We start from the raw sequence: 20,681 nt of genomic DNA on the forward strand, positions 1-20,681 counted from the left end.
CTTCCATCTTCGGCGTCCATGCCCGGTTCGACCGAGAACGAGGCCATTGGCTTGTCACCCTGAAGCATCAGTTCCAGCTCACGGCCATTATGTGGCCCTGTGCATCGTGGGAGAGTGTGTTTTGGCACGAGGCGTCTCCGGATCGCTTGATAAGGGCGTCGTCTCAGGAAGGACGTCTGGCGGCAATGCGTGGAGGCCGGCAAAGACTTGAAACCCTGACGGTCGAACCTGGATTCGGCTCAACGTCTCCTCGCCTTGACAAATCCGGCCTCCCATGCGCTTTTCGCGCAAATTTTGGGCCGGGCTTTGATGCTTTGGCCTGCCACCCAGCACCCCGGACTTTACCAATGACCATGCACCGTTACCGCAGCCATACCTGTGCCCAGTTGAGAAAGAGCGATGTCGGCTCATCCGTTCGCCTGTCGGGCTGGGTGCATCGCGTGCGCGATCATGGCGGCCTGCTCTTCATCGACCTGCGTGACCACTACGGCCTGACCCAGATCGTCGCCGATCCCGATTCGCCTGCCTTCAAGGTCGCCGAGACCGTGCGCGGCGAATGGGTCATCCGCGTCGACGGCGAGGTCAAGGCGCGCCTGCCGGAGACGGTCAACGCCAACCTGCCGACCGGCGAGATCGAGATTTTCGCCCGCGAGATCGAGGTGCTGTCGGCGGCCAAGGAATTGCCGCTGCCGGTGTTCGGCGAGCCGGACTATCCCGAGGACATCAGGCTGAAGTACCGCTTCCTCGACCTGCGCCGCGACACGCTGCACAGGAACATCGTGGCGCGCACGAAAATCATCGCCGAGATGCGCAAGCGCATGAACGATGTCGGCTTCACCGAATTCTCGACGCCGATCCTCACCGCCTCCTCGCCTGAAGGCGCCCGCGACTTCCTCGTCCCGTCGCGCATCCATCCCGGCACCTTCTACGCGCTGCCGCAGGCGCCGCAGCAATACAAGCAGCTGATCATGGTGTCGGGCTTCGACCGCTATTTCCAGATCGCGCCTTGCTTCCGCGACGAGGACCCGCGCGCCGACCGTCTGCCTGGCGAATTCTATCAGCTCGACCTTGAAATGAGCTTCGTCGAGCAGGACGACGTGCTGTCGACCATGGAACCGGTGATGCGCGGCGTCTTCGAGGCCTTCGCCAACGGCAAGCCGGTGACGCAGAAATTCCAGCGCATTCCCTATGATGTCGCCATGCGCAAATACGGCTCCGACAAGCCGGACCTGCGCAACCCGATCGAGATGCAGGCCGTCTCCGATCATTTCCGCGATTCCGGCTTCAAGGTGTTCGCCAACATCCTGGCCAACGATGCGAAGGCCGAGGTGTGGGGCATTCCGGCCAAGACAGGCGGCAGCCGCGCCTTCTGCGACCGCATGAACTCCTGGGCGCAAGGCGAGGGCCAGCCGGGGTTGGGTTACATCTTCTGGCGCAAGGAGGGTGACAAGCTCGAAGGCGCCGGCCCGCTCGCCAAGAACATCGGCGAGGAGCGCACCGAGGCGATCCGGCAGCAGCTCGGCCTTGCCGACGGCGACGCCGCCTTCTTCGTCGCCGGCGACCCGAAGAAGTTCGTCTCCTTCGCGGGAGCGGCACGCACCCGCGCCGGCGAGGAACTGAACCTCGTCGACCGCGAGCGCTTCGAATTGTGCTGGATCGTCGACTTTCCGTTCTTCGAATGGAACGAGGAGGAAAAGAAGATCGACTTCGCCCACAACCCGTTCTCGATGCCGCAGGGCGGCATCGACGCGCTGAATGGCGAGGATCTGCTCGGCATCAAGGCGTTCCAGTACGACATGGTCTGCAATGGCTTCGAGATCGCCAGCGGTGGCATCCGCAATCATCTGCCCGAAACCATGGTCAAGGCGTTCGAGACGGTCGGGCTGGACCGCGCCACGGTGGAGGAGCGTTTCGGCGGCCTCTACCGCGCCTTCCAGTACGGCGCGCCGCCGCATGGCGGCATGGCGGCGGGCGTCGACCGCGTCGTCATGTTGCTGGTTGGCGCCAAGAACCTGCGCGAGATCACCATGTTCCCGATGAACCAGCAGGCGTATGATCTGTTGATGAACGCACCGTCGGAAGCCTCGCCGCAGCAGCTTCGCGAACTGGCCCTGCGTGTCGCGCCGACCAAGAAGGACGCCTGATCGCGAGCTTCGGGCAATGCTTTAAGAAGCGGGCGGAACTACCTCTTCGGATTCCATAGTTCACAAAAAAGCCCGGCATCGCTGCCGGGCTTTTTTGTGATCCTGATGGTCGGTCAGTCTTCGTTGGCCTTGACGGCCACGCCGAGCGTCTTCGGCAGATCGAGCGGGTTGGACATGGCGCCCGCCATGATCAGCGCGAACGGCACCGATGCCGGCGGCTCGGCCGAGATTTCGAGGCTCTTCGGGTCGTCTAGATATTTGCTGACCGCTGCCGTCACCTGCGCCGTCAGTTCGGGATTGTTGAGCTGCGCCATGCCGAACGGCACGATCGCCTTGGCTTGGTTGGCGATGTCCTTGGCCGACATGCCTTGCTGCTTGCCGACATATTCCAGCACCTTGCCGGTCAGCGAATCGTCGTCGAAGCGGATCGAGGCGCTGTTGAAGGAAAGCTGCTGCAACAGGCCGAGCATGGCCATGCCTTGCGCCGAATTGTCGGCGCCTTCGGGCTGCGCCGCCATCTTCTTCTGCATCTCCTGCAGCGACTTGATGAAGTCCATCGTGTAGCCGCCGAGATTGAAGGTCATGCCGAGCGTGCCGGCATTTTCGACGGAGATGTCATATTTCGACAGTTCCATCTTGCCGTCCGAGGGCTGCCAGGTGCCGGCCATTGCGAGATTGCCGGAGATGTTCTGGTAGCCGAGCGCGTCGATGACTTCCTTGGACTTGGGATCCTCGACCAGCGACAGATCGGCCGTGAACTTTTCCGTATTGCCGGTGAATTCCATCGCCTTGCCGTCCGCGGGCGGCGTGATCTGGATGGCAAGCCCGTCCATCGAGAAGGCGGTCTTGTCGGCGACCTTGACCGTCATGTTGGAGAGTTCGGCCGACTTGTACATCAGCAGCGAGCCCAACGGGCCGGTGGCGCCTTCGGCCGGAACCGTCATGTCGTGGATGACGAAGGGGCTCAGGTTGAGGGTGACCCCATCCTTGCTGTGTTCGAAGGGGGAGGTCGAGACGGTGCCGATGTCGTAGCCGCCATTGGCCTCGGTCACGCCCTCGAGCTTGACGTCACCGATCGGCAGGGCTTCCTTTTCCGCCGCCGGTTTGATGGACACGCCCTGCAGCACCATGCTGGTGTTGTCACCGGTCACGCCGGTCCAGGAGATGTTTACGCCCTGGGCCGCCAGCGCCGCCTTCAGCCGGTCGGCAACGGCCGCGTCCTGGGCAAGGGCCGCGTTCAGCGGCAGTGTGAACAGGAAGGTCGAAAGAGCGAATTTCCGGAGAGTTGAGCGTTTGATTGTCATCGCAAGGTCCCTGAGAGTGTCCTGAAATTGTTTTTCAATTCTTCGCGCCATCACCATTCCGTGACGAACTGGACGGGAAAAAGGCATGTCCCGGCACAATGGTCAAAAATCGCGGTGAAAGGCAAACCCGATCCGAACGCCATTGGAGAACGCGGTGAATTTGGCATGAAGGTCGGGCCGTCGAGCGTTATCGTGCTTCGCAATAGATGCGGCGTGTAACAGATTGATGTTGGCCGGCAAGCGCGACCTTGCGGTTTCCTGTTGCAGAAAAGCACGCAAGTCGACCGGCCGGGCGCGCGCCTCTTGCCGCGAATCACCCGCTCGGCTAGTCCCAGCCCATGGGAAAAAGGCTTTTGCCGCCTCAAGATGGCGGTGGCGATCACATCGAACCGGTCGATCTGAAGAAGGCGCTGGAAGAGCGCTATCTTGCCTATGCGCTGTCGACCATCATGCACCGGGCGCTGCCCGACGTACGCGACGGACTGAAGCCGGTCCATCGCCGCATCATGCACGCCATGCGCCTGCTGCGTCTCAACCCCGACCAGGGCTTCGCCAAATGCGCGCGTATAGTCGGCGAGGTGATGGGCAAGTTCCACCCGCATGGCGATCAGTCGATCTATGACGCGCTGGTGCGGTTGGCGCAGGATTTTTCGATGCGCTATCCCCTGGTCGACGGCCAGGGTAATTTCGGCAACATCGACGGCGATAACGCCGCCGCCATGCGCTACACCGAAGCGCGCATGACCGACGTGGCGACCGAATTGCTCGCCGGCATCACCGAGGACGCCGTCGATTACCGGCCGACCTACAATGAAGAGGACGAGGAGCCGGTGGTGCTCCCCGGCGCCTTCCCGAACCTTCTGGCCAACGGCTCGTCCGGCATCGCGGTCGGCATGGCGACATCGATCCCTCCGCACAACGCGGCCGAGCTCTGCGACGCGGCATTGCATCTGATCGAGCACCGGGATGCGCCGGTGGCGAAGTTGATGGATTTCGTCCAGGGCCCGGATTTCCCGACGGGCGGCATCATCGTCGACAGCCGCGCCTCCATCCTCGAAGCCTACGAGACCGGCCGTGGCGGTTTTCGCGTGCGTTCGAAATGGAGCCAGGAAGACCAGGGCAGGGGCACCTGGAGCATCGTTGTCACCGAAATCCCTTATGGCGTGCAGAAAGCGCGGCTGATCGAAAAGATCGCCGAGCTTCTGATGGCGCGCAAACTGCCGCTGCTCGAGGACGTCAGGGACGAAAGCGCCGAGGATATCCGCGTCGTGCTGGTGCCCAAGAGCCGTTCTGTCGATCCGGGCATCCTGATGGAATCGCTGTTCAAGCTCACCGAGCTCGAAAGCCGCTTCCCGCTCAACATGAATGTGCTGTCGCGCGGCAAGGTGCCCAATGTCCTGTCTCTGAAGGGCGTGCTGCAGGAATGGCTCGACCACCGCCGCGACGTGCTGATCCGCCGCTCGAAACATCGCCTCGGCGAGATCGAACGGCGGCTGGAAATCCTTGCCGGCTACCTGATCGCCTATCTCAACATCGACGAGGTGATAAAGATCATCCGCGAGGAGGACGAGCCCAAGCAGGTGATGATGGCCCGCTGGTCACTCACCGACACCCAGGCTGAAGCCATCCTCAACATGCGGTTGCGCGCCTTGCGCAAGCTGGAAGAATTCGAGATCCGCAAGGAATTCGATGGCCTGAGCGCGGAGAAGACGCAGATCGAGGCGCTGCTGGCGTCCGATGCCAGGCAATGGTCGACGATCAAGTGGGAAGTCGCCAATCTGCGTGAAAAATTCGGCCCGGAGACGGAAATCGGCAAGCGCCGCACCCAGTTCGCCGATGCGCCCGAGCACGACCTGACCGATATCGCCCACGCCATGATCGAGCGCGAGCCGGTCACCGTGGTGGTTTCGGAGAAGGGTTGGCTCAGGGCCATGAAGGGTCATCTGGCCGACCTTTCGACACTCACCTTCAAGGAAGGTGACAGCCTGAAGCTCGCCTTCCATGCCCAGACCACCGACAAGGTGCTAGTGTTCACCACTGGCGGCAAGTTCTACACCATCGGCGCCGACCGGTTGCCAGGCGGACGCGGCCATGGCGAGCCGATCCGCATCATCGTCGACATGGACAATGACCAGGACATCGTCACCGCCTTCGTCCACGACCCCAAGCGCAAGCTCTTGCTGGCCTCGCATGACGCCAACGGCTTCATCGTGCCGGAGGAGGACGTGGTCGCCAACACTCGCAAGGGCAAGCAGGTGATGAACGTCAAGGCGCCGGACGAAGCCAAGCGCTGCGTGCCGGTCACCGGCGATCATCTCGCCATCGTTGGCGAGAACCGCAAGATGCTGGTGTTCGCGCTCTCCGAAATTCCGGAAATGGGCCGCGGCAAGGGCGTGCGGCTGCAGAAATATAAGGATGGCGGACTGCTCGATCTCAAGCCGTTCACATTGGAGACGGGTCTGTCCTGGCAGGATTCGGCCGACCGCACCTTCACGAGGTCGCGCGAGGAACTGGCCGAATGGATCGGCGCCCGGGCATCGGCGGGACGTATGGTGCCAAAGGGTTTCCCGAGGACCGGCAAATTCGGCTGACGTCGCGGTCTCCCCCCTCGAGGGGGAGATGTCGCCAAAGGCGACAGAGGGGATCGGCACGACCGGACGCAACCCGCTATCGCGACAGACGAGGCTAGCGCTCCGCGCGGCCCCCTCTGGCCTGCGGAAATCGCCTCAACGAGGGGGAGATTGGCGGCGTCACCATCATCATTTGGAGTATCGTCACGATTGCTGCACTATATCAGTGCATAACGGAGAAGGGTGTTTGGGAGACACGGGCGTTTGAAGGAATCCAGGATCCAGAAACCGGAACGGCAGCAGCGCCTGTTCGGCCTGTCGACGCCGTTGCGGTCGGCTGTCATTCCGCCGCTGTCGGCGGCGCGCTGGCTGCTGGTGCTGATCGTCGCCGCGGGCGTCTACTTCTTCCACGGCTTCCTGTTTCCGGTGCTGGCCGCGCTTGTCATCGCTTTCGCCAGCTGGCCGCTCTACCAGCGGCTGCTTGCCGGCGTCGGCGGCAACCGCACCGTCGCCGCCACCTTGGCTATCCTGTTCATCCTTGCCTTCCTGGTGATACCGATCGCGCTTGCCGGCACCTATGCCATCAACGAGGTGCGTGAATGGGTCGCCTGGGCGATCGAGACCAACCGGCATGGTGCTACCACGCCGCACTGGATCGCGACCATGCCTGTCATCGGCGACTGGCTGAACGAGCAGTGGACGACCAATTTCGGACATCCCGGCGGCATTGGCGAGCTGATCCAGTTGGTCAGCGGCGCCAATATCGGCAGCATCTATCGTGGCGCGCTCGCCGCCGGCGGCAGTGCCTTTGGGCTGCTCCTGACGTTGCTGTTCATGATGATCGCCCTGTTCTTCGCTTATCGCGATGGCGAGCATTTTGCCGGCCAGGTCGACCGCCTTGGCGAGCGCATCCTGCCGGCCAGATGGGAGCGGATTTCGCGCGTCGTGCCGGCGACGATCTCCTCGACCGTGACCGGCATGACCGTCATCGCCATCGGCGAGGGGCTGGTGCTGGGCATTGCCTATTGGCTGGCGGGCGTGCCGTCGCCGGTGACGCTCGGTGCCCTGACAGGCGTCATGGCGCTCATCCCCGGCGGCGCACCCTTGTCCTTCACCCTTGTCTCGATCTACCTCGCGGCCAGCGGCTCGCCCATGGCCGGTCTGGCGCTGTTCCTGTGGGGTGCGGTCGAATTGTTCATCGTCGACAAGACGCTGCGCCCGAAGCTTGTCGGCGGACCGATAAAACTGCCTTTCCTGCCAACCTTTTTCGGCCTGATCGGCGGCGTCAAGACCATGGGCTTCCTCGGCCTGTTCATCGGTCCGGTGCTGATGGCGCTGCTGGTCGCTATCTGGCGCGAGTGGCTGCGCGAGGTGGAACTGGTCGACGAGTTGGCCGCCGGCTCGGCGGCCGAGATCGAGGCCAGCCCACAGATCGAGGTCTTGCCGGAGCCTGGCGCGGCAAAGAAGGCCAGCGCCTGATCCCGAAACGCGACTTGCGCCAGGCCCATCAACTACAACTCAGGCTGGGTGGTGCACCGCAAGGTCACCCCGTTGCCTGCGCCCCTCATGCAGTTGCCAGAGCGAATGGGCGACCAGCGTGACGATCAGGATCGCGCCGCCGATCAGGCCGTTGCGGGTCGGTGCCTCGGCGAAGATCATCCACACCCAGACCGGCGCCAGCACCGTTTCGAGCACGTAGAACATCGCCACTTCCGGCCCGGAAATGTATTTCGGCCCGGCGGCAAGACAGAAGAACGAGATCGGCATGATAACGGCGCCGTTGAAGATGATCCACCATGGCGCGTTCACGTGAAAGCCTTCGCCCGACACCATGAAGGCTGCCAGGGCCATAGGCAGAAGGACGCCGACAAGTGAGGTGAAGCCCATGTCCTTGCCGCTGGCGCGCGAGATGGTGATGGCCACCGCGATGAAGAAAGCCGAGCACAGCGCCATGAAATCGCCGAACAGCTTGCCGGTGCCGACCGACCCGCCGACGATGACCAGCACGCCCAGGATCATGATCAGCATCGCCACGATGGTCACCAGCCGTGGCCTCTCCCGCAGGAATATCCAGGACAATAGCCCTGCGAACACGGTGTTGAAGGCCAGGATGAAGACGAGATCGGCCGTCGAGGTGTGATAGACGGCGGTGACGAAAGTGATCCCTGTCAGCCCGTAGCATATCGCGACGATCAGGCCGGACCAGCCGGGAATGAGCGGCGGGGCGTTACGGCTCAAAGCCCGCCAGACCGACCAGATGACCATGGCGGCGACGAATGTGGTGCCGGTGCGAAGCAGCATGATCGTCCATGCGCCGCCGTCGGCGAGGCGGATCAACGGTATGTCGACAGTCAGCATCAGTCCGCCGATGGCGGTGATCAGAAGACCCTTTTGGTGGTTATGGTGGGAAGTCATGCAGGAACTTTCGCAATGAAATGCAGGCCGACGGCTGACCGGTGCAATCGTGCACTCTCTCCAGCCAACCGGCTGAAAGACCAGCATCCCGTGCCTTGAAACAGTTTAAGCTTAAGCGCGGATCGTGGAAAAACTCAGCGTGAAACCGCTTCGTTGGTATAGCGCTCCCAGCCCTTCGGGCCGAGATGCTCCTGCGGCATGAAGCGCATCTTATAATTCATCTTGCGCGAGCCGTTGACCCAGTAACCGAGGTAGACATGGGGCAGGCCCATCGCCCTGGCGCGGGCGATGTGGTCGAGGATCATGAACGTGCCGAGCGAACGCTCCTCGAATTCGGGATTGAAGTAGGAATAGACCATCGACAGGCCGTCGGCCATCTTGTCGGTGAGTGCCACCGCGATAAGCTCACCCTGGCCCTTGCCGGTGATGAAGGTGTCGGGTCCGCGCCGCCGGTATTCGATCACCTTGGTGTCGACATGGGTGTCCTCGACCATCATGGCGTAGTCGAGCACCGTCATGTCGGACATGCCGCCGCGCCGGTGGCGGGCATCGAGATAGCTGCGGAACAGCGAATATTGTTCGGTCGAGGGCTCGGCATTGTGCATGGCGCCGACAAGGTCGGAATTATGCTGCAGAACGCGCTTCATATTGCGGCTGGCGGTGAATTCCTGGGCGAGGATGCGCACGGAAACACAGGCGCGGCACGTCTCGCAGGCCGGCCTGTAGGCAATGTTCTGCGAACGCCTGAAGCCGCCTTGCGTGAGGAGGTCGTTCATCTCCGACGCCTTGTCGCCGACCAGATGCGTGAACACCTTGCGCTCGAACTGGCCGTCGAGATAGGGGCACGGCGACGGCGCGGTCAGGAAGAACTGTGGCGACTGGGTCGGATGCTGCGTCATCTAAGTCTTGGAAACGCTCCTTCGAGTCGCTCTACCTTTGGCGCGGAAAGCGAAAAATTCAACAGGATTGTGAATGCACCTGCAAGCGGATGCCTTCACATTTGCGCCGACAGGGCGTGTAACGCTTTCGGAAAGCGCCTCAGCGGCCGGTGCGGCTGACCACCGTGCCGAGCAGAAGGTCGTGCAGCGTGCGCTTGCGGTCCGAGAACAGGGTCACCAGCAGGACCAGGGGCGACAGAATGACATTGCCCGCCCAGAACAGCACCGAATGGACGACCGCGGTCAGGCCGTCGATCGGCCTGCCGTCGAGGCGGTCGAGGCGGATGCCCATCATCTTCATGCCCGTGGTCGCCTGGTCCGCGCTGCCCAGCGTGTTCCAGATGTAGAGGATGGCGACGGCCGGCACCAGGACGCCGAACAGCATCCAGCCAACGCCGAGCGTCAGAAGCCCGAGGAAAAACACCAGTATGGCGAAGGGAATGGTGAGCAGGGCGACGATGATGTAGTCGAGCACGAAGGCCAGGATGCGCCTTGTGCGCACGCCCTCATAGGCCCTGACGTCGTCAAGCCGGGTGTTGATGATTTCGCCGTCGAGAACGCGCGCGTTCATGTCATTTCCTCGTAACAAGGCCCGACATAGGGTGCGGGCCGCCCGATGATGAAATGGTGAAGGCTTGCGGCGGAATCAAGGTCGAGCGCTTCGAGGGACGCGAAGCCTGAAAGCCGTGCTCCGCGATCTGAATCGGTTGAATTCGCCGCGTGGATGGCTTTAGCTTGTTGCGGCGCAACAAAGCGTTCTGGGGCGGAAGTGAGGGGACGGCACTATGGACTACGATATGCTGGTCATCGGCAGCGGCCCTTCCGGACGCCGCGCCGCGGTGCAGTCGGCCAAACTCGGCAAATCGGTGCTGGTGGTCGATCGCGGCCGGCGTCTCGGCGGCGTCTCGGTGCACACCGGCACCATCCCCTCGAAAACGCTGCGCGAAACGGTGCTCAATCTCTCGGGCTGGCGCGAGCGCGGCTTTTATGGACGCGGCTACAGGGTCAAGCAGGACATTTCGGTCGGCGACCTGATCGAGCGCCTGCACAAGACGCTCGATCACGAGGTCGAGGTGCTGCAACACCAGTTCATGCGCAACACCGTCAAGAGCGCCCGCGCGGCGGTGAAATTTCTCGGCCCCGACAAGGTCAGCCTGACATCGGACAATGGCGATTACAGCGAGGTCGGCTTCGCCAACGCGCTGATCGCGGTCGGCACCAGGCCGCACAGGCCGCGCGACGTGCCTTTCGACAAGACCCGTGTCTTCGACAGCGACGAGATGCTCGAGCTTGACCGCCTGCCGCGCACGCTGACGGTCATCGGTGGTGGCGTTATCGGGGTCGAATACGCCACGATCTTTTCGGCGCTCGATGTGCCGGTGACGCTGGTCGAGCCGCGCAATTCCATCCTCGATTTCGTCGACCGCGAGATCGTCGATGATTTCATCCACCAGATGCGCGATCGCGGCATGACGATAAGGCTGGGCAGCGCGGTGAAGGAAATCCGCTCCAAGCCCGAGGCAGCCGAGGTGGAACTGGCCGATGGCCGCACCATCCGCTCCGAGGTCGTGCTCTACGCCGCCGGTCGCACCGGTAATATCGCCAGCCTGGGCCTCGACATGGTCGGCATCGAGGCCGACTCCCGAGGCCGCATCAAGGTCGATCCACAGACGTTCCAGACCAGCGTGCCCAACATCTACGCCGCCGGCGATGTCATCGGCTTTCCAAGTCTCGCCTCGACCTCGATGGAGCAGGGCAGGGTGGCCGCCTGCCACGCTTTCGGCGTGACGCTGCCGCCGCCACCGGAGACCTTCCCCTATGGCATCTATGCGGTGCCGGAGATCTCGACCGTCGGCCAGTCCGAGGAACAGGTGCGCCAGAGCGGCGGCGCCTATGAGGTCGGTGTCGCGCGTTTCCGCGAAACCTCGCGCGGCCACATCATGGGTGTCGACACCGGCTTCCTGAAACTGTTGTTCTCGATCGAGACGCGGCGACTGCTCGGCGCCCATATTGTCGGCGAGGGCGCCACCGAGCTCATCCATATCGGCCAGGCGGTCATCAACCTCGGCGGTACGGTCGACTTCTTCGTCAACAACACTTTCAACTACCCGACGCTGGCGGAAGCCTACAAGATCGCCGGGCTCGACGCCTGGAACAGGATGGGGCGCTAGGCTTCAGCATCTTCGCTCCTCGCCGGTGCGGAGGCGCGGATCGCGGCCGCGCCCGATCGAGACAGCGGTCGATTCGAAGGGCCGGTCCGCCTACGCCACGTCAGCCGACCCCGCCAGCCATTGCCTGACAATGGCGGCGTCCGGATCGCCGATTTCATGGCCCGAGGGAATGATCCGAGCGTCGATCGCGGCGCCGCGCCGGCTGAGCAGCGTCACCAGTGCCGGCGCAAAGGGCCCGTAGGTCTCGTCGGCGGCGCCAGCGATAATCAGCGTCGGTATTCCAGCGAGGTCCGTCGCGGGCACATGGTCGAGTACAGGCATTGGCCTTAGCAGCACCGCCCTGCGGACGATGCCCGGATGGAGCAGCATCAGGCTGGAAGCCAGATTGGCTCCGTTCGAATAGCCGAGGAACGTCGCGTGATCGAGATCAAGCCCATGGCGCTTGGCGGCCTCGCTTGCGAATGCCGCGAAGGCGGCCGTTTCGGCCACGATGCTCTTCTGTTCGAAGCGCGTCGGGGTTATCCGCTCGAACCAGCGAAAACCGTCCTCCTGGGGGATACGGCCACGCGCCGCGATCAGCATTGCGTCGGGTGCGATGCGTCTTGCCAGCGGCACCAGGGTGGTCTCGTCGACACCCGATCCATGCAGCAGGAAAAGGCATTCGCGGCTGTTCCCGCCGGCGCCCAGGAGGCGATAGGGAAAGGCCAGATCCTTGAGCAGCGGACTGTTTTCGGTGCTGTCGCCGGTCATCCCGCATCCTCTTGATTATATGAGGCTTCGCTCAATTTGCCGGCTTCAAAACGCAATATTTTCATGCTCCGCGAAAGTTGATTGAACCAGGCTCATTCCAGCCCGTTTGTGCGCCGATATACTCCGCTTGGGAGGAATCGAAGCGGTGCGCCGGGGGTCGCATTGCTGGACATGAACAACCAGCTTTGAGGCCTTTTGTCGATGATTACCCCTGTCTCGCCCGAACGCGATACGCGTATCGATGTGCTGCGCGCATTGGCGCTGCTCACCATTTTCATCGACCATGTGCCGGGCACGGCTTTCGAGGTCATGACCTACAAGAATTTCGGTTTCTCGGACGCGGCAGAGGCGTTCGTGCTGATTTCCGGCATCTCGGTGGCGCTGGCCTACGGCACGAAGTTCCGCTCGGGTGGCCGGCTTCTGGCCACATTGAAGATGTGGCGGCGGGCAGGCATGCTCTATATCGCCCATATCGTCACGACCATGGTTGTGATCGCCTTGTTCTGTACCGTGGCCGTGTTCACGAGGCGGCCGGAATTGCTGAAACTGATCAACATCGAGCCCTTGATGAAGAACACGCCGGAAGTGCTGGTCGGCATCGTCACGCTCGGCCATCAGCTTGGCTACAACAATATCCTGCCGGTCTATGCCGCGCTGCTTCTGATGGCCCCGGCCTTCGTCCTGTTCATCAGCTACAGACCCGTCGCGGCGCTGGTCGTGTCCGGCGCGCTGTGGTTGGTCGCCGGCATCTGGCAGATCGCCCCGCCCAACTATCCTGAGCCCGGCTTCTGGTTCCTGAACCCTCTCTCCTGGCAGTTCCTGTTCAACATCGGCCTCGCCGCCATGCTGCATGTCAGGCGCGGCGGTGTCATTCCGATCAACCGCTGGCTGGTCGGCGCGGCCGCGACCTATGTGCTGACGGCGCTGATATGGGTGCACAGTCCGCTCTGGGGCCAGATAACATGGTTCAAGCTTCCGGTGGTCATCGGCGGTTTTGACAAGACCTTCCTGTCGCTGCCAAGGCTGCTGCATATCCTGGCTGTCAGCTATCTGATCGTCGCCTTGCCGGCGCTCTCGAACCTGTTCCGCACCAGCCCTGACCATCCGCTGGCGATACTCGGCAAGCGCTCGCTGCCGGTCTTCATCGCCGGCACGGTGATCGCCATGGTCGCGCAGGTGATGAAACTGATCAATCCGGGCGGGCTTGCCTATGACAGCCTGCTGCTGTCGGCCGGCATCGCCATGCAGTTCGCGCTCGCCTTCTATCTCGAATGGCTGTCGACCATCAGCGCTTCGGCCAAGGTCCGCATGACGCAAAAGGATGTCACGCCGGCGCGTGCGTCTTTCGGCATCTCCGCCATGGCAAGAGCCAATCGCTGAGGGGGCCGTCGTTCAGCCGCGCGGCGGAGCCGACGAGGCCCGCACGACCAGTTTGACCGGCAGCAACTGCCGGCTGACCTTGCCGTCGCTCTCCAGGATGGCCTTGACGGCAAGGCGGCCCATTTCGGCTATCGGCTGGGCGATCGTGGTCAAGGGCGGCTCGGACACGGCGGCCTCCGGAACACCGTCGAACCCGATGACGGAAACATCGTTGGGGACGCTGAGCTTGCGCGCGCTCAACCATTCGAGCGTCACCAGGGCTATTTTGTCCGACATCGCCAGGATGGCCGTGGGCGGCTCCTTGGCCGCGAAGACGGTTTCGAGGGCCGCTCTCGTGCTGGCCGCGTCGTTGGCGGTCTCGTAGACGGGCACTGTGGATGTGTCGACGCCAACCCGTGAAAGCTCCTGGAGATAGCCGGTGAGCCGGTCGCGCGTGCCGGCATAGGTCGCTGAGCGAACCTGCTCGGGCGAAACGAGACCCGTCCTGCCGTCGACGAAAGGCAGTGCCAGAACGGCAAAGCTGCGATGTCCGAGATCCGTGAGATGGCGCGCCGCCAGACTGGCGCCGGCGATGTTGTCGACACCGATCGCCGCGACCGCTCCGTCCTCGGAGTCAAGGTCGAGCGCCACGAAGGGCAGTTTGCGCTCGCGCGCCAGTTCCACCAGCCGCGAACCGCCTTCGATGCAGAAGACGATGAAGCCGTCGACTAGGGCACTCTGGATGTTCCAGGCAAGCTGTTCGTTATTAGCTGCCGATACCAGGGAAATGCCGGCTCCTGTCGCATCGCAGGCCTGCGAGATGCTCGCCATCATGACCCGCGCGAAAGGATCGTCGAAGAAGTAGGAGAGGGGTTCGGCGGTGGCGACGCCGATGGCGTTGACCTTGCCCGCCCGCAACAGGCGGCCCTTGGGATCCGGCCCGCCATAGCCCATCGCCTCGGCCGCGGCCTTCACTCGTTCGCGAACCTCCTCGCGCACGATCTCCGGGCGGCTGAAGACATTGGATGCGGTGCCGTGCGAAACACCGGCGGCCTTGGCGATATCGGCCAGCCGGACGGGTCTTCGATTGCCTGCGGTGAGTGACGCCATTTGTGCGTGCCTCCTGACATGCATTTAGCACGTTCCGGATTTGCATCTAGCACTTTCGTTGGATCGATTCAAATTCTGCTTGACCGGGAACTGTCGGAGACCTAGTATTGAATCGATCCAAGTTGGTTGGTTTGGCCCGTCTGCGTTTTCAGAGGAGGTACGGCATGCATCCCGTCAATTACCTGTTCGAAGACATCTATCGCAACGACTGGAGCATCGGGTCGGCCGCCAACAGCTTCAGGCGGCGGGGCAGGGCAAGCCCATGGATTCGCGACCTTCGCTTCCTGGTGGGGCGTAAGCGAAGCTGATCGCCGTGTTTATTGCCTACGCATTGGATCGATTCAACCCGAAAAGAGAAAAATCATGCATCCCATCAGGCATCTGTTCGAGGACATTTACCGCAACTACTGGGGCATCGCTCCTGCCGCCGAGCGACCGGAAGCGCGACGCCTGACGAAGCGGGCCTCGCGCAATCGCGATCTGTGGATACGCACCGGACGTCCCGGGGATTGATCCCGACCGATTCGGCCCCTAGGAACGCTGACGTACCAGGGCGGATATCGCTATCCCCAGCCAGCCGGCGATGAGCAAGGTGCCTCCAATCGGCGCCGACATAGGGAACGGTCTCGATCCCAGGAAATCGCGGGCAAGAAGATCGCCGGCGAAAAGCAGCAGCCCGGCAAGCAAGGCGACGCTGGCGATCCGCAGAAAGCGACTCGCGCCGGTGAGGCCGACGGCGAGGAAGACAGGCGCGTGCATCAAGAGGAACGACGCGGCCGTGCCGGTGAAGGCGCCGCCGAGATGCGCGGCGGCAGCTGACAGCGCCACGCCTGCCGCGCCGACGAGACCGCCGGCAAACACGAGGGCAGGGCTGGCTGTCGGTTCGGAGGAATTCATGTCGGCTGGTTCCCTCTTTTAACGGCCTGAGCCCTCAGGACTCGCTCGCTTCCAACGCGATATGCCGTGTGCGCCGCGACTGGACAATCCAGTTGTAGACGGCACCGCCGGCCATCAGCACCGATGTCGCGAGAAACACCGAGCGCATTCCGAAGTGACCGCCGACGAAACCACCGGATAGTGGTCCCGCGACCTGCCCGACATACTGCGCCGAGATGGCCAGCCCAAGCACATTGCCGCCGACGCCGTCGGGGATGTTGTGGCGGATGACGCTGGTGATGCAGGGCAGCAGGCCACCCAGCGCCAGTCCCATCAGAAAGCGCAGGCCGATCAGTTGCCAGCCATTGCTGACGAAGGCCTGCGGGATAAGCAGCAGGGCCGATACGGCCAGCGCTCCGACGACGACATTCCAGTGGCCGACACGATCCGCGAGCTTGCCGAGCCAGGATGCCGACAGGATAGTGCCCAGCGCCGTCGCCGACATCACCACGCCCGCGATCATCGTCACCCGGCTCTGGTCCTCTATGAGTTGCTGTACATAGACGGTGATGATCGGCTCGATCGACATTGTGGCGAAGGCGAGCAGCATGCCGGTTGTCAGCATGGCCACGACGGGGCGCTTGTCCGGGATCTGCGACCAGCCGCTTTTCGGCTTTGCCGCCGACGCTGCCGTGGCCGGCCTCGCTCGCTGGGTCTCCTTGATGAGGAACGTGGTCGCCAGGAAGGCAAGGAAGATGACGCCGCCGGACAACAGGAACGTGGCGCGAATGCCGATGATCGGCGGCAGCGCACCGCCGAGCAGGGGACCGACAAGTGAACCCGCCGTGATTCCCGCGGACAGGACGCCGAGCGCCCAGCCGGAACGGTCCTTGGGCGTCTGCATGGCCACCAGTATGGTCGAACCCGATGAATAGCCGCCGGCAAACCCGATCAGCAGGCGCAGCAGCACCAGTTGCCAGACCGTCTCGACCATGCCCGTCAGCGACATGCAGATCGCCATGCCGAAGCTGGCGCGCACCAGCATCACCTTGCGGCCGTAGCGGTCGCCCAGCCGTCCCCACAGCGGCGCGACCAGGGCCGCGGCGAAGAAGGTGGCGCCGTAGGCGATGCCGGACCACTGCACGATCGCCGCATGGCCTTGCGCGCCGAGCTGCTCGACATAGAGCGGCAGAAAAGGCAACAGCAGCGTCATGGCGATGAGTGTGCTGAACGAGCCGGCGAAACAGACGGCGAGATTGCGCCGCCAATGGATGTTGTAGCCGCCCTGTTGCGTATCTTCCTGTGCCATGCCCTGCCTGCTCGATATCAACGCTTGTTGCGGATACCGTTTTGGGATACCAAAATGGCATCCGTCATGAACTTCAACACGGCTGCTGTCAATGCGGCTTCGAAGAGGCCAACACGATGTCGCAGATGCAGAATGTCGAACGACAGTTGCGGGAGATGATCCTGGGGCTCGAGATCGGCCCAGGCGAGAAATTGACCGAGCGTTGGATCGAAGGGCGCTTCGGCGCCTCGCGCACACCGGTCAGGGCGGCACTTCTGCGGCTGGAGACCGAGGGGCTGGTTGGCAGGGATGGCCGTGGCTGGACGGTGTCGCCGATCAACCTTGCCGAGCTCGAGCAGATCGCCGTCTATCGCGAAGCTGTCGAGGTCGCGGCCGTGCGGCTGACATGCATGCACGCCGAAAGCAGCGCCATCGATATCATCGAGGCGATGCTCGATTCCTGCGACGAAAACACGCCGCGCGAGGAATGGCACCGTGTCGGCATGGATTTTCACATCGAGCTGGCGCGCCTGTCGGGCAACGAATTCCTGTTCAGGGCAGTGCGCGATGCCATGACGCGCCTGTCGCGGGCCCGCTGGTTGGAGGTGCGTGACGAGGCGGCTCTGGGACGCGCCTGGGCCGAACACCGTGCCATTCTGGCGGCGGCCCGCCTTGGCGAGGCCGACGAAGCGGCGCGCCGGCTTTCGGCCCATATCGTCGGCAGCCGCGACCGGCTGGTGACGTCGCTCGCCAACGATCGACGCGGTCTTCGCGCCAGGGGATTTGCCGTCGTCGCCGCTTGAAGCAAGTCCGGGAAAAGTGTGAAGCGGTTTTCTCCCCGGAATTGCGTCCAGCATAAAGAGACAGAGGCGGTTCGGCGTTTCCGTGAAGTCGGGACTGTTCCGCACGGGCAGGGCGCTGCCGGGCAAAAGCGGCGTCCGCACGCGAAGCGCACTTTCGGCCTCGCTTCACGGGCGCCGATGGCGTAAGAGCGGCGATGGAAAACAACCGATTTGAAACACCCGTGACCGTCAAGTCCGTCACGGCGGGAAGCACTCAGCTCTTGCGCACGGCCCGCGAGGCTTCCGATTACCTCCTCAACAGCTGGCCCGGCAAGCGCAGTCCAAAGCATCGCGCGGCGCTGCAGGCTTGCCACGATGCGCTGGCCGGCGACAAGCCGGCCATGAATGCCAGGCGCGCCTTTATCGCCGCGGCGCGGGAAGTGGACGTTTTTATCAGCGACAAGGCGCCCGCCTGACACAGGGCGGCGAGCTGGATTGAGGCAAGGCCCGCATATGCGGGCCTTTTGCCGTCATTCCGCTGTTTCGTTTTCGATCTCGGTCTCGGGTTTTGAACGTTCCCGCGCGGCAACCTTGGCCGCCAGCTTTTCGGCCTTCTTCGCCGCCTTCTGCCGGTCACGTTCCTTGCGTTCCTGATCGTAGTTTGGTGCTCGCGCCATATCGGTTCCTTTTGACCTGCCTTGCGGCTCTGACCCTGCCTAGGAGCATTAGCCGTCAAACACAACAGCTGAAGCGGCTCTGCGCGGGCGCGGCGTCGCGGATCCGCAGGGGGGCTTGCCAGACGGGCGCCGTAATGATGTAGAAAACGCGGGGCGCCAGCGTATTGAGAGCTGCTCGTTTGTTTTGATCAAGTGAACCATGGCCACAATTGCGCGGACGTCGGCAAAGGTTTTCTATTATGCGCGAAACGTCGCGCGCGATGTCATTCCACAAGCCTTGTTTCGCCGCAGACTGGCCGTCCGCCTCGAAAAGGCCAGGCTTTCCGACGAGACGGCGCGCCGGCGGGTGAATTACTACAACAAGCTGCAGGATGGCTTCGCCCCAAGCGCCAATGCCATGCGCATCAGCAAACTGCCCTTCACGCCGACCATGTACTATTACGACCTGAAGGAGTTCGCCCGCTACTTCGACCCCGGATTGCTGATCGATCTCGAATTCGGCGACGTCAGGAATGTGCCGAAGGTGCCGACGATCGTGAAGGACCGGCCGATCCGTGATGACGACAAGAACGCGGTCATCATGAAGCTCGACAAGTTTCGTCACTTCCAGATGCCGGCTGACGCCATCTCGTTCGCCGACAAGCTGCCTGTCGTGGTCTGGCGCGGCGATCTCAACAATCCGATCAGGACGAGATTTCTGAAGGCGGTGCGCGACCTGCCGTTCTGCGATGCCGGCTCGCACAAGCCGAACGCTCCGGCCGAATACGCCAAGCCGTTTCTCAGCATCAGCCAGCACCAGCGCTACCGCTACATCGTCTCGCTTGAGGGCAATGATGTCGCGACCAACCTCAAATGGATCTTGAGCTCGAAGTCGCTCTGCCTGATGCCGCCGCCGACATACGAGACATGGTTCGCCGAGCGACAGCTCGAGCCCAATGTCCACTATGTGCCGCTCGAAGCTGATTTCTCGGACCTTGCCGAACATGTGGCCTATTTCGAACGCAACCCGGAGAAGGCGGAGCGTATCACCGCGGCTGCGAACGCCTATTGCCGGACCTTTGGGCACGAACAGACCGAACAGGCGATCTCCCTGCTGGTGCTGTACAAATATTTTGTGCTCAGCGGCCAGATCAAGCCGGATGCCGAGGTCTGGCGCTGCATAACGGGCTAGTTGCCCAGGCCCTTCCATCGAAGCCGGGAGGCACGCGCTGGACGACCGCCGCGCCAGTAAATGCCTGGCACAACGACGCGCGGGCGTGACGCGGGAACAAACTCGGCTGTCGTGTGTTTTGGTCGCGTTTGTCCTGATCAACGTGAACCATGGCCGGCATAAAAAGAACGACGCAGAAGGTTTTCTATTACGCGCGAAACGTCATGCGCGATATCGCGCCACAGGCACTCTTCCGACGACGGCTGGCGGACCGCCTGGAGCAGGCCAGGCTTTCGGACGAGGCCGTGCGCCGGCGGTTGAATGACTACAACAAGCTGCAGGACGCCTTTGTGCCTGGCCCGGATGCGGTGCGCATCGACAAGATGCCGTTCGAGCCGAGCATGTACTATTACGACCTGAAGGAGTTTGCCCGCTATTTCGACCCGTCATTGCTTCTCGACGTGGAGTTCGGCGACGTCATCGGGGTGCCGAAGGTGCCGACGCTCGTCAAGGACCGGCCGATCCATACGGACAATGGCAATGCGGTCATTCTGAAGTTCAACAAGTTCCGCCACTTCTACATGCCCGCCGACGCAGTCGCCTTCGCCGACAAGCTGCCGGTCGTGATCTGGCGCGGCGATCTCAACAATCCGATCAGGACGCGGTTCCTGGACGCGGCGCGTGACCTGCCATTCTGCGACGTAGGTTCACACAAGCGAAGTGCGCCGGCCGAGTACAGCAAGCCCTTTCTCAGCATCCGCCAACACTTGCGCTACCGCTATATCGTCTCGCTCGAGGGCAATGACGTGGCGACCAACCTCAAATGGATCATGAATTCGAACTCGCTGTGCCTGATGCCGCCGCCGACCTACGAGACGTGGTTCGCGGAGAGCCGGCTCGAAGCCAACGTCCACTATGTGCCGCTCGATCCGGATTTCGCCGACCTTGGCGAAAAGGTTCGCTATTTCGAACGGCATCCGGCGCAGGCCGAGCGTATTGTTGCCGCGGCCAATGCCTACTGCCGGACATTCTCCAATGAGCGGGACGAGCAGGCTGTCTCCCTGCTCGTGCTCTATAAATATTTCGTGCTCAGCGGCCAGATCGAGCCCGATCGCCAACTCTGGCACTTCATCGAGGGCTAGCGCGC

At 62.7% G+C, this 20,681-nt stretch carries 20 protein-coding genes; 11 read left to right on the forward strand and 9 right to left on the reverse strand.

The genetic code is table 11. The features are described from left to right. Nucleotides 1–353 precede the first annotated feature (353 nt). Nucleotides 354–2,144 carry an aspartate--tRNA ligase gene (gene aspS, locus AC07SZ_RS03305; RefSeq protein ID WP_494913631.1) on the forward strand — a complete coding sequence of 597 codons (1,791 nt, stop codon included), beginning with the start codon at nt 354–356 and terminating at the stop codon, nt 2,142–2,144. Between the two features lie 113 nt (nt 2,145–2,257). Here aspS and AC07SZ_RS03310 read toward each other — a convergent pair whose 3' ends face one another. Beyond that, nucleotides 2,258–3,448 carry an aq_1923 C-terminal domain gene (locus AC07SZ_RS03310; protein ID WP_056562586.1) on the reverse strand — a complete coding sequence of 397 codons (1,191 nt, stop codon included), beginning with the start codon at nt 3,446–3,448 and terminating at the stop codon, nt 2,258–2,260. A 338-nt stretch (nt 3,449–3,786) separates the two neighbouring features. Here AC07SZ_RS03310 and parC point away from each other — a divergent pair, with 338 nt between their 5' ends. Next, nucleotides 3,787–6,039, forward strand: coding sequence for a DNA topoisomerase IV subunit A (parC, locus tag AC07SZ_RS03315; RefSeq protein ID WP_172374023.1), 2,253 nt, complete (start codon nt 3,787–3,789; stop codon nt 6,037–6,039). Between the two features lie 243 nt (nt 6,040–6,282). Beyond that, nucleotides 6,283–7,497, forward strand: a complete 1,215-nt coding sequence (locus tag AC07SZ_RS03320) for an AI-2E family transporter (RefSeq protein ID WP_494913214.1) — start codon at nt 6,283–6,285, stop codon at nt 7,495–7,497. A 39-nt stretch (nt 7,498–7,536) separates the two neighbouring features. Here the strand turns inward: AC07SZ_RS03320 and AC07SZ_RS03325 are convergent, their stop codons facing one another. The 3 genes from AC07SZ_RS03325 to AC07SZ_RS03335 form a co-directional block, all read right to left on the reverse strand. Further along, nucleotides 7,537–8,433, reverse strand: coding sequence for a DMT family transporter (locus tag AC07SZ_RS03325; protein ID WP_494913216.1), 897 nt, complete (start codon nt 8,431–8,433; stop codon nt 7,537–7,539). 134 nt (nt 8,434–8,567) lie between these two features. Further along, nucleotides 8,568–9,332, reverse strand: a complete 765-nt coding sequence (locus tag AC07SZ_RS03330) for an arginyltransferase (protein WP_010915563.1) — start codon at nt 9,330–9,332, stop codon at nt 8,568–8,570. A gap of 139 nt (nt 9,333–9,471) precedes the next feature. Then, on the reverse strand, nt 9,472–9,942 hold the full coding sequence (locus AC07SZ_RS03335) for an RDD family protein (protein ID WP_056562574.1): 471 nt from the start codon (nt 9,940–9,942) through the stop codon (nt 9,472–9,474). Nucleotides 9,943–10,156: 214 nt separating this feature from the next. Between AC07SZ_RS03335 and sthA the strand changes: the two genes are divergently transcribed. Continuing rightward, nucleotides 10,157–11,542 carry a Si-specific NAD(P)(+) transhydrogenase gene (gene sthA, locus AC07SZ_RS03340; protein ID WP_056562571.1) on the forward strand — a complete coding sequence of 462 codons (1,386 nt, stop codon included), beginning with the start codon at nt 10,157–10,159 and terminating at the stop codon, nt 11,540–11,542. A 90-nt stretch (nt 11,543–11,632) separates the two neighbouring features. Here the strand turns inward: sthA and AC07SZ_RS03345 are convergent, their stop codons facing one another. Continuing rightward, nucleotides 11,633–12,292: an alpha/beta hydrolase gene (locus tag AC07SZ_RS03345; protein WP_056562568.1), complete on the reverse strand. Its 660-nt coding sequence runs from the start codon at nt 12,290–12,292 to the stop codon at nt 11,633–11,635. Between the two features lie 201 nt (nt 12,293–12,493). On the opposite strand from AC07SZ_RS03345, the gene AC07SZ_RS03350 reads away from it, so the two are divergent. Further along, the gene (locus AC07SZ_RS03350) at nt 12,494–13,672 is read left to right on the forward strand and encodes an OpgC family protein (RefSeq protein ID WP_056562565.1); all 1,179 of its coding nucleotides are present in this window, start codon (nt 12,494–12,496) and stop codon (nt 13,670–13,672) included. 12 nt (nt 13,673–13,684) lie between these two features. Here AC07SZ_RS03350 and AC07SZ_RS03355 read toward each other — a convergent pair whose 3' ends face one another. Then, on the reverse strand, nt 13,685–14,761 hold the full coding sequence (locus AC07SZ_RS03355; protein WP_494913218.1) for a LacI family DNA-binding transcriptional regulator: 1,077 nt from the start codon (nt 14,759–14,761) through the stop codon (nt 13,685–13,687). 164 nt (nt 14,762–14,925) lie between these two features. Between AC07SZ_RS03355 and AC07SZ_RS03360 the strand changes: the two genes are divergently transcribed. Continuing rightward, nucleotides 14,926–15,069, forward strand: a complete 144-nt coding sequence (locus AC07SZ_RS03360) for a hypothetical protein (protein ID WP_494913219.1) — start codon at nt 14,926–14,928, stop codon at nt 15,067–15,069. A 55-nt stretch (nt 15,070–15,124) separates the two neighbouring features. Beyond that, nucleotides 15,125–15,274, forward strand: a complete 150-nt coding sequence (locus AC07SZ_RS03365) for a hypothetical protein (protein ID WP_172374018.1) — start codon at nt 15,125–15,127, stop codon at nt 15,272–15,274. A gap of 18 nt (nt 15,275–15,292) precedes the next feature. Here AC07SZ_RS03365 and AC07SZ_RS03370 read toward each other — a convergent pair whose 3' ends face one another. Together AC07SZ_RS03370 and AC07SZ_RS03375 are read right to left on the reverse strand one after the other, a co-directional pair. Continuing rightward, a complete protein-coding gene (locus AC07SZ_RS03370) occupies nt 15,293–15,658 on the reverse strand; it encodes a DUF423 domain-containing protein (RefSeq protein WP_494913221.1) in 366 nt (121 codons plus the stop codon). A 34-nt stretch (nt 15,659–15,692) separates the two neighbouring features. Beyond that, nucleotides 15,693–16,946: a multidrug efflux MFS transporter gene (locus AC07SZ_RS03375; protein WP_494913222.1), complete on the reverse strand. Its 1,254-nt coding sequence runs from the start codon at nt 16,944–16,946 to the stop codon at nt 15,693–15,695. A 116-nt stretch (nt 16,947–17,062) separates the two neighbouring features. On the opposite strand from AC07SZ_RS03375, the gene AC07SZ_RS03380 reads away from it, so the two are divergent. Continuing rightward, entirely contained in the window at nt 17,063–17,728 is a 666-nt protein-coding gene (locus tag AC07SZ_RS03380) for a GntR family transcriptional regulator (RefSeq protein ID WP_494913224.1), read from the forward strand. 221 nt (nt 17,729–17,949) lie between these two features. Beyond that, a complete protein-coding gene (locus AC07SZ_RS03385; RefSeq protein WP_494913226.1) occupies nt 17,950–18,183 on the forward strand; it encodes a DUF982 domain-containing protein in 234 nt (77 codons plus the stop codon). A gap of 54 nt (nt 18,184–18,237) precedes the next feature. On the opposite strand, the gene AC07SZ_RS03390 is transcribed toward AC07SZ_RS03385, so the two are convergent. Then, nucleotides 18,238–18,384, reverse strand: coding sequence for a hypothetical protein (locus AC07SZ_RS03390; RefSeq protein ID WP_081294707.1), 147 nt, complete (start codon nt 18,382–18,384; stop codon nt 18,238–18,240). A gap of 199 nt (nt 18,385–18,583) precedes the next feature. Between AC07SZ_RS03390 and AC07SZ_RS03395 the strand changes: the two genes are divergently transcribed. Together AC07SZ_RS03395 and AC07SZ_RS03400 are read left to right on the forward strand one after the other, a co-directional pair. Continuing rightward, nucleotides 18,584–19,555 (forward strand): glycosyl transferase family 90, encoded by a 972-nt coding sequence (locus tag AC07SZ_RS03395; protein ID WP_056562550.1) that lies wholly within the window; start codon nt 18,584–18,586, stop codon nt 19,553–19,555. 149 nt (nt 19,556–19,704) lie between these two features. Beyond that, complete coding sequence (locus AC07SZ_RS03400) at nt 19,705–20,676, forward strand: glycosyl transferase family 90 (RefSeq protein ID WP_056562545.1); 972 nt, start codon at nt 19,705–19,707, stop codon at nt 20,674–20,676. The last annotated feature ends 5 nt before the right edge of the window (nt 20,677–20,681 follow it).

The sequence above is a fragment of the Mesorhizobium sp. GW821-FHT07A06 genome (genome assembly GCF_059419085.1).

What these genes read in the sequence shown, in the direction of transcription:
- AC07SZ_RS03325 (WP_494913216.1), bottom strand. Translation starts at nt 8,433, where the DNA reads ATGACTTCCCACCATAACCACCAAAAGGGTCTTCTGATCACCGCCATC.
- AC07SZ_RS03330 (WP_010915563.1), bottom strand. Translation starts at nt 9,332, where the DNA reads ATGACGCAGCATCCGACCCAGTCGCCACAGTTCTTCCTGACCGCGCCG.
- AC07SZ_RS03370 (WP_494913221.1), bottom strand. Translation starts at nt 15,658, where the DNA reads ATGAATTCCTCCGAACCGACAGCCAGCCCTGCCCTCGTGTTTGCCGGC.
- AC07SZ_RS03375 (WP_494913222.1), bottom strand. Translation starts at nt 16,946, where the DNA reads ATGGCACAGGAAGATACGCAACAGGGCGGCTACAACATCCATTGGCGG.
- AC07SZ_RS03310 (WP_056562586.1), bottom strand. Translation starts at nt 3,448, where the DNA reads ATGACAATCAAACGCTCAACTCTCCGGAAATTCGCTCTTTCGACCTTC.
- AC07SZ_RS03380 (WP_494913224.1), top strand. Translation starts at nt 17,063, where the DNA reads ATGTCGCAGATGCAGAATGTCGAACGACAGTTGCGGGAGATGATCCTG.
- AC07SZ_RS03360 (WP_494913219.1), top strand. Translation starts at nt 14,926, where the DNA reads ATGCATCCCGTCAATTACCTGTTCGAAGACATCTATCGCAACGACTGG.
- aspS (WP_494913631.1), top strand. Translation starts at nt 354, where the DNA reads ATGCACCGTTACCGCAGCCATACCTGTGCCCAGTTGAGAAAGAGCGAT.
- AC07SZ_RS03345 (WP_056562568.1), bottom strand. Translation starts at nt 12,292, where the DNA reads ATGACCGGCGACAGCACCGAAAACAGTCCGCTGCTCAAGGATCTGGCC.
- parC (WP_172374023.1), top strand. Translation starts at nt 3,787, where the DNA reads ATGGGAAAAAGGCTTTTGCCGCCTCAAGATGGCGGTGGCGATCACATC.
- AC07SZ_RS03400 (WP_056562545.1), top strand. Translation starts at nt 19,705, where the DNA reads ATGGCCGGCATAAAAAGAACGACGCAGAAGGTTTTCTATTACGCGCGA.
- AC07SZ_RS03395 (WP_056562550.1), top strand. Translation starts at nt 18,584, where the DNA reads ATGGCCACAATTGCGCGGACGTCGGCAAAGGTTTTCTATTATGCGCGA.
- AC07SZ_RS03390 (WP_081294707.1), bottom strand. Translation starts at nt 18,384, where the DNA reads ATGGCGCGAGCACCAAACTACGATCAGGAACGCAAGGAACGTGACCGG.
- AC07SZ_RS03350 (WP_056562565.1), top strand. Translation starts at nt 12,494, where the DNA reads ATGATTACCCCTGTCTCGCCCGAACGCGATACGCGTATCGATGTGCTG.
- AC07SZ_RS03365 (WP_172374018.1), top strand. Translation starts at nt 15,125, where the DNA reads ATGCATCCCATCAGGCATCTGTTCGAGGACATTTACCGCAACTACTGG.
- sthA (WP_056562571.1), top strand. Translation starts at nt 10,157, where the DNA reads ATGGACTACGATATGCTGGTCATCGGCAGCGGCCCTTCCGGACGCCGC.
- AC07SZ_RS03335 (WP_056562574.1), bottom strand. Translation starts at nt 9,942, where the DNA reads ATGAACGCGCGCGTTCTCGACGGCGAAATCATCAACACCCGGCTTGAC.
- AC07SZ_RS03355 (WP_494913218.1), bottom strand. Translation starts at nt 14,761, where the DNA reads ATGGCGTCACTCACCGCAGGCAATCGAAGACCCGTCCGGCTGGCCGAT.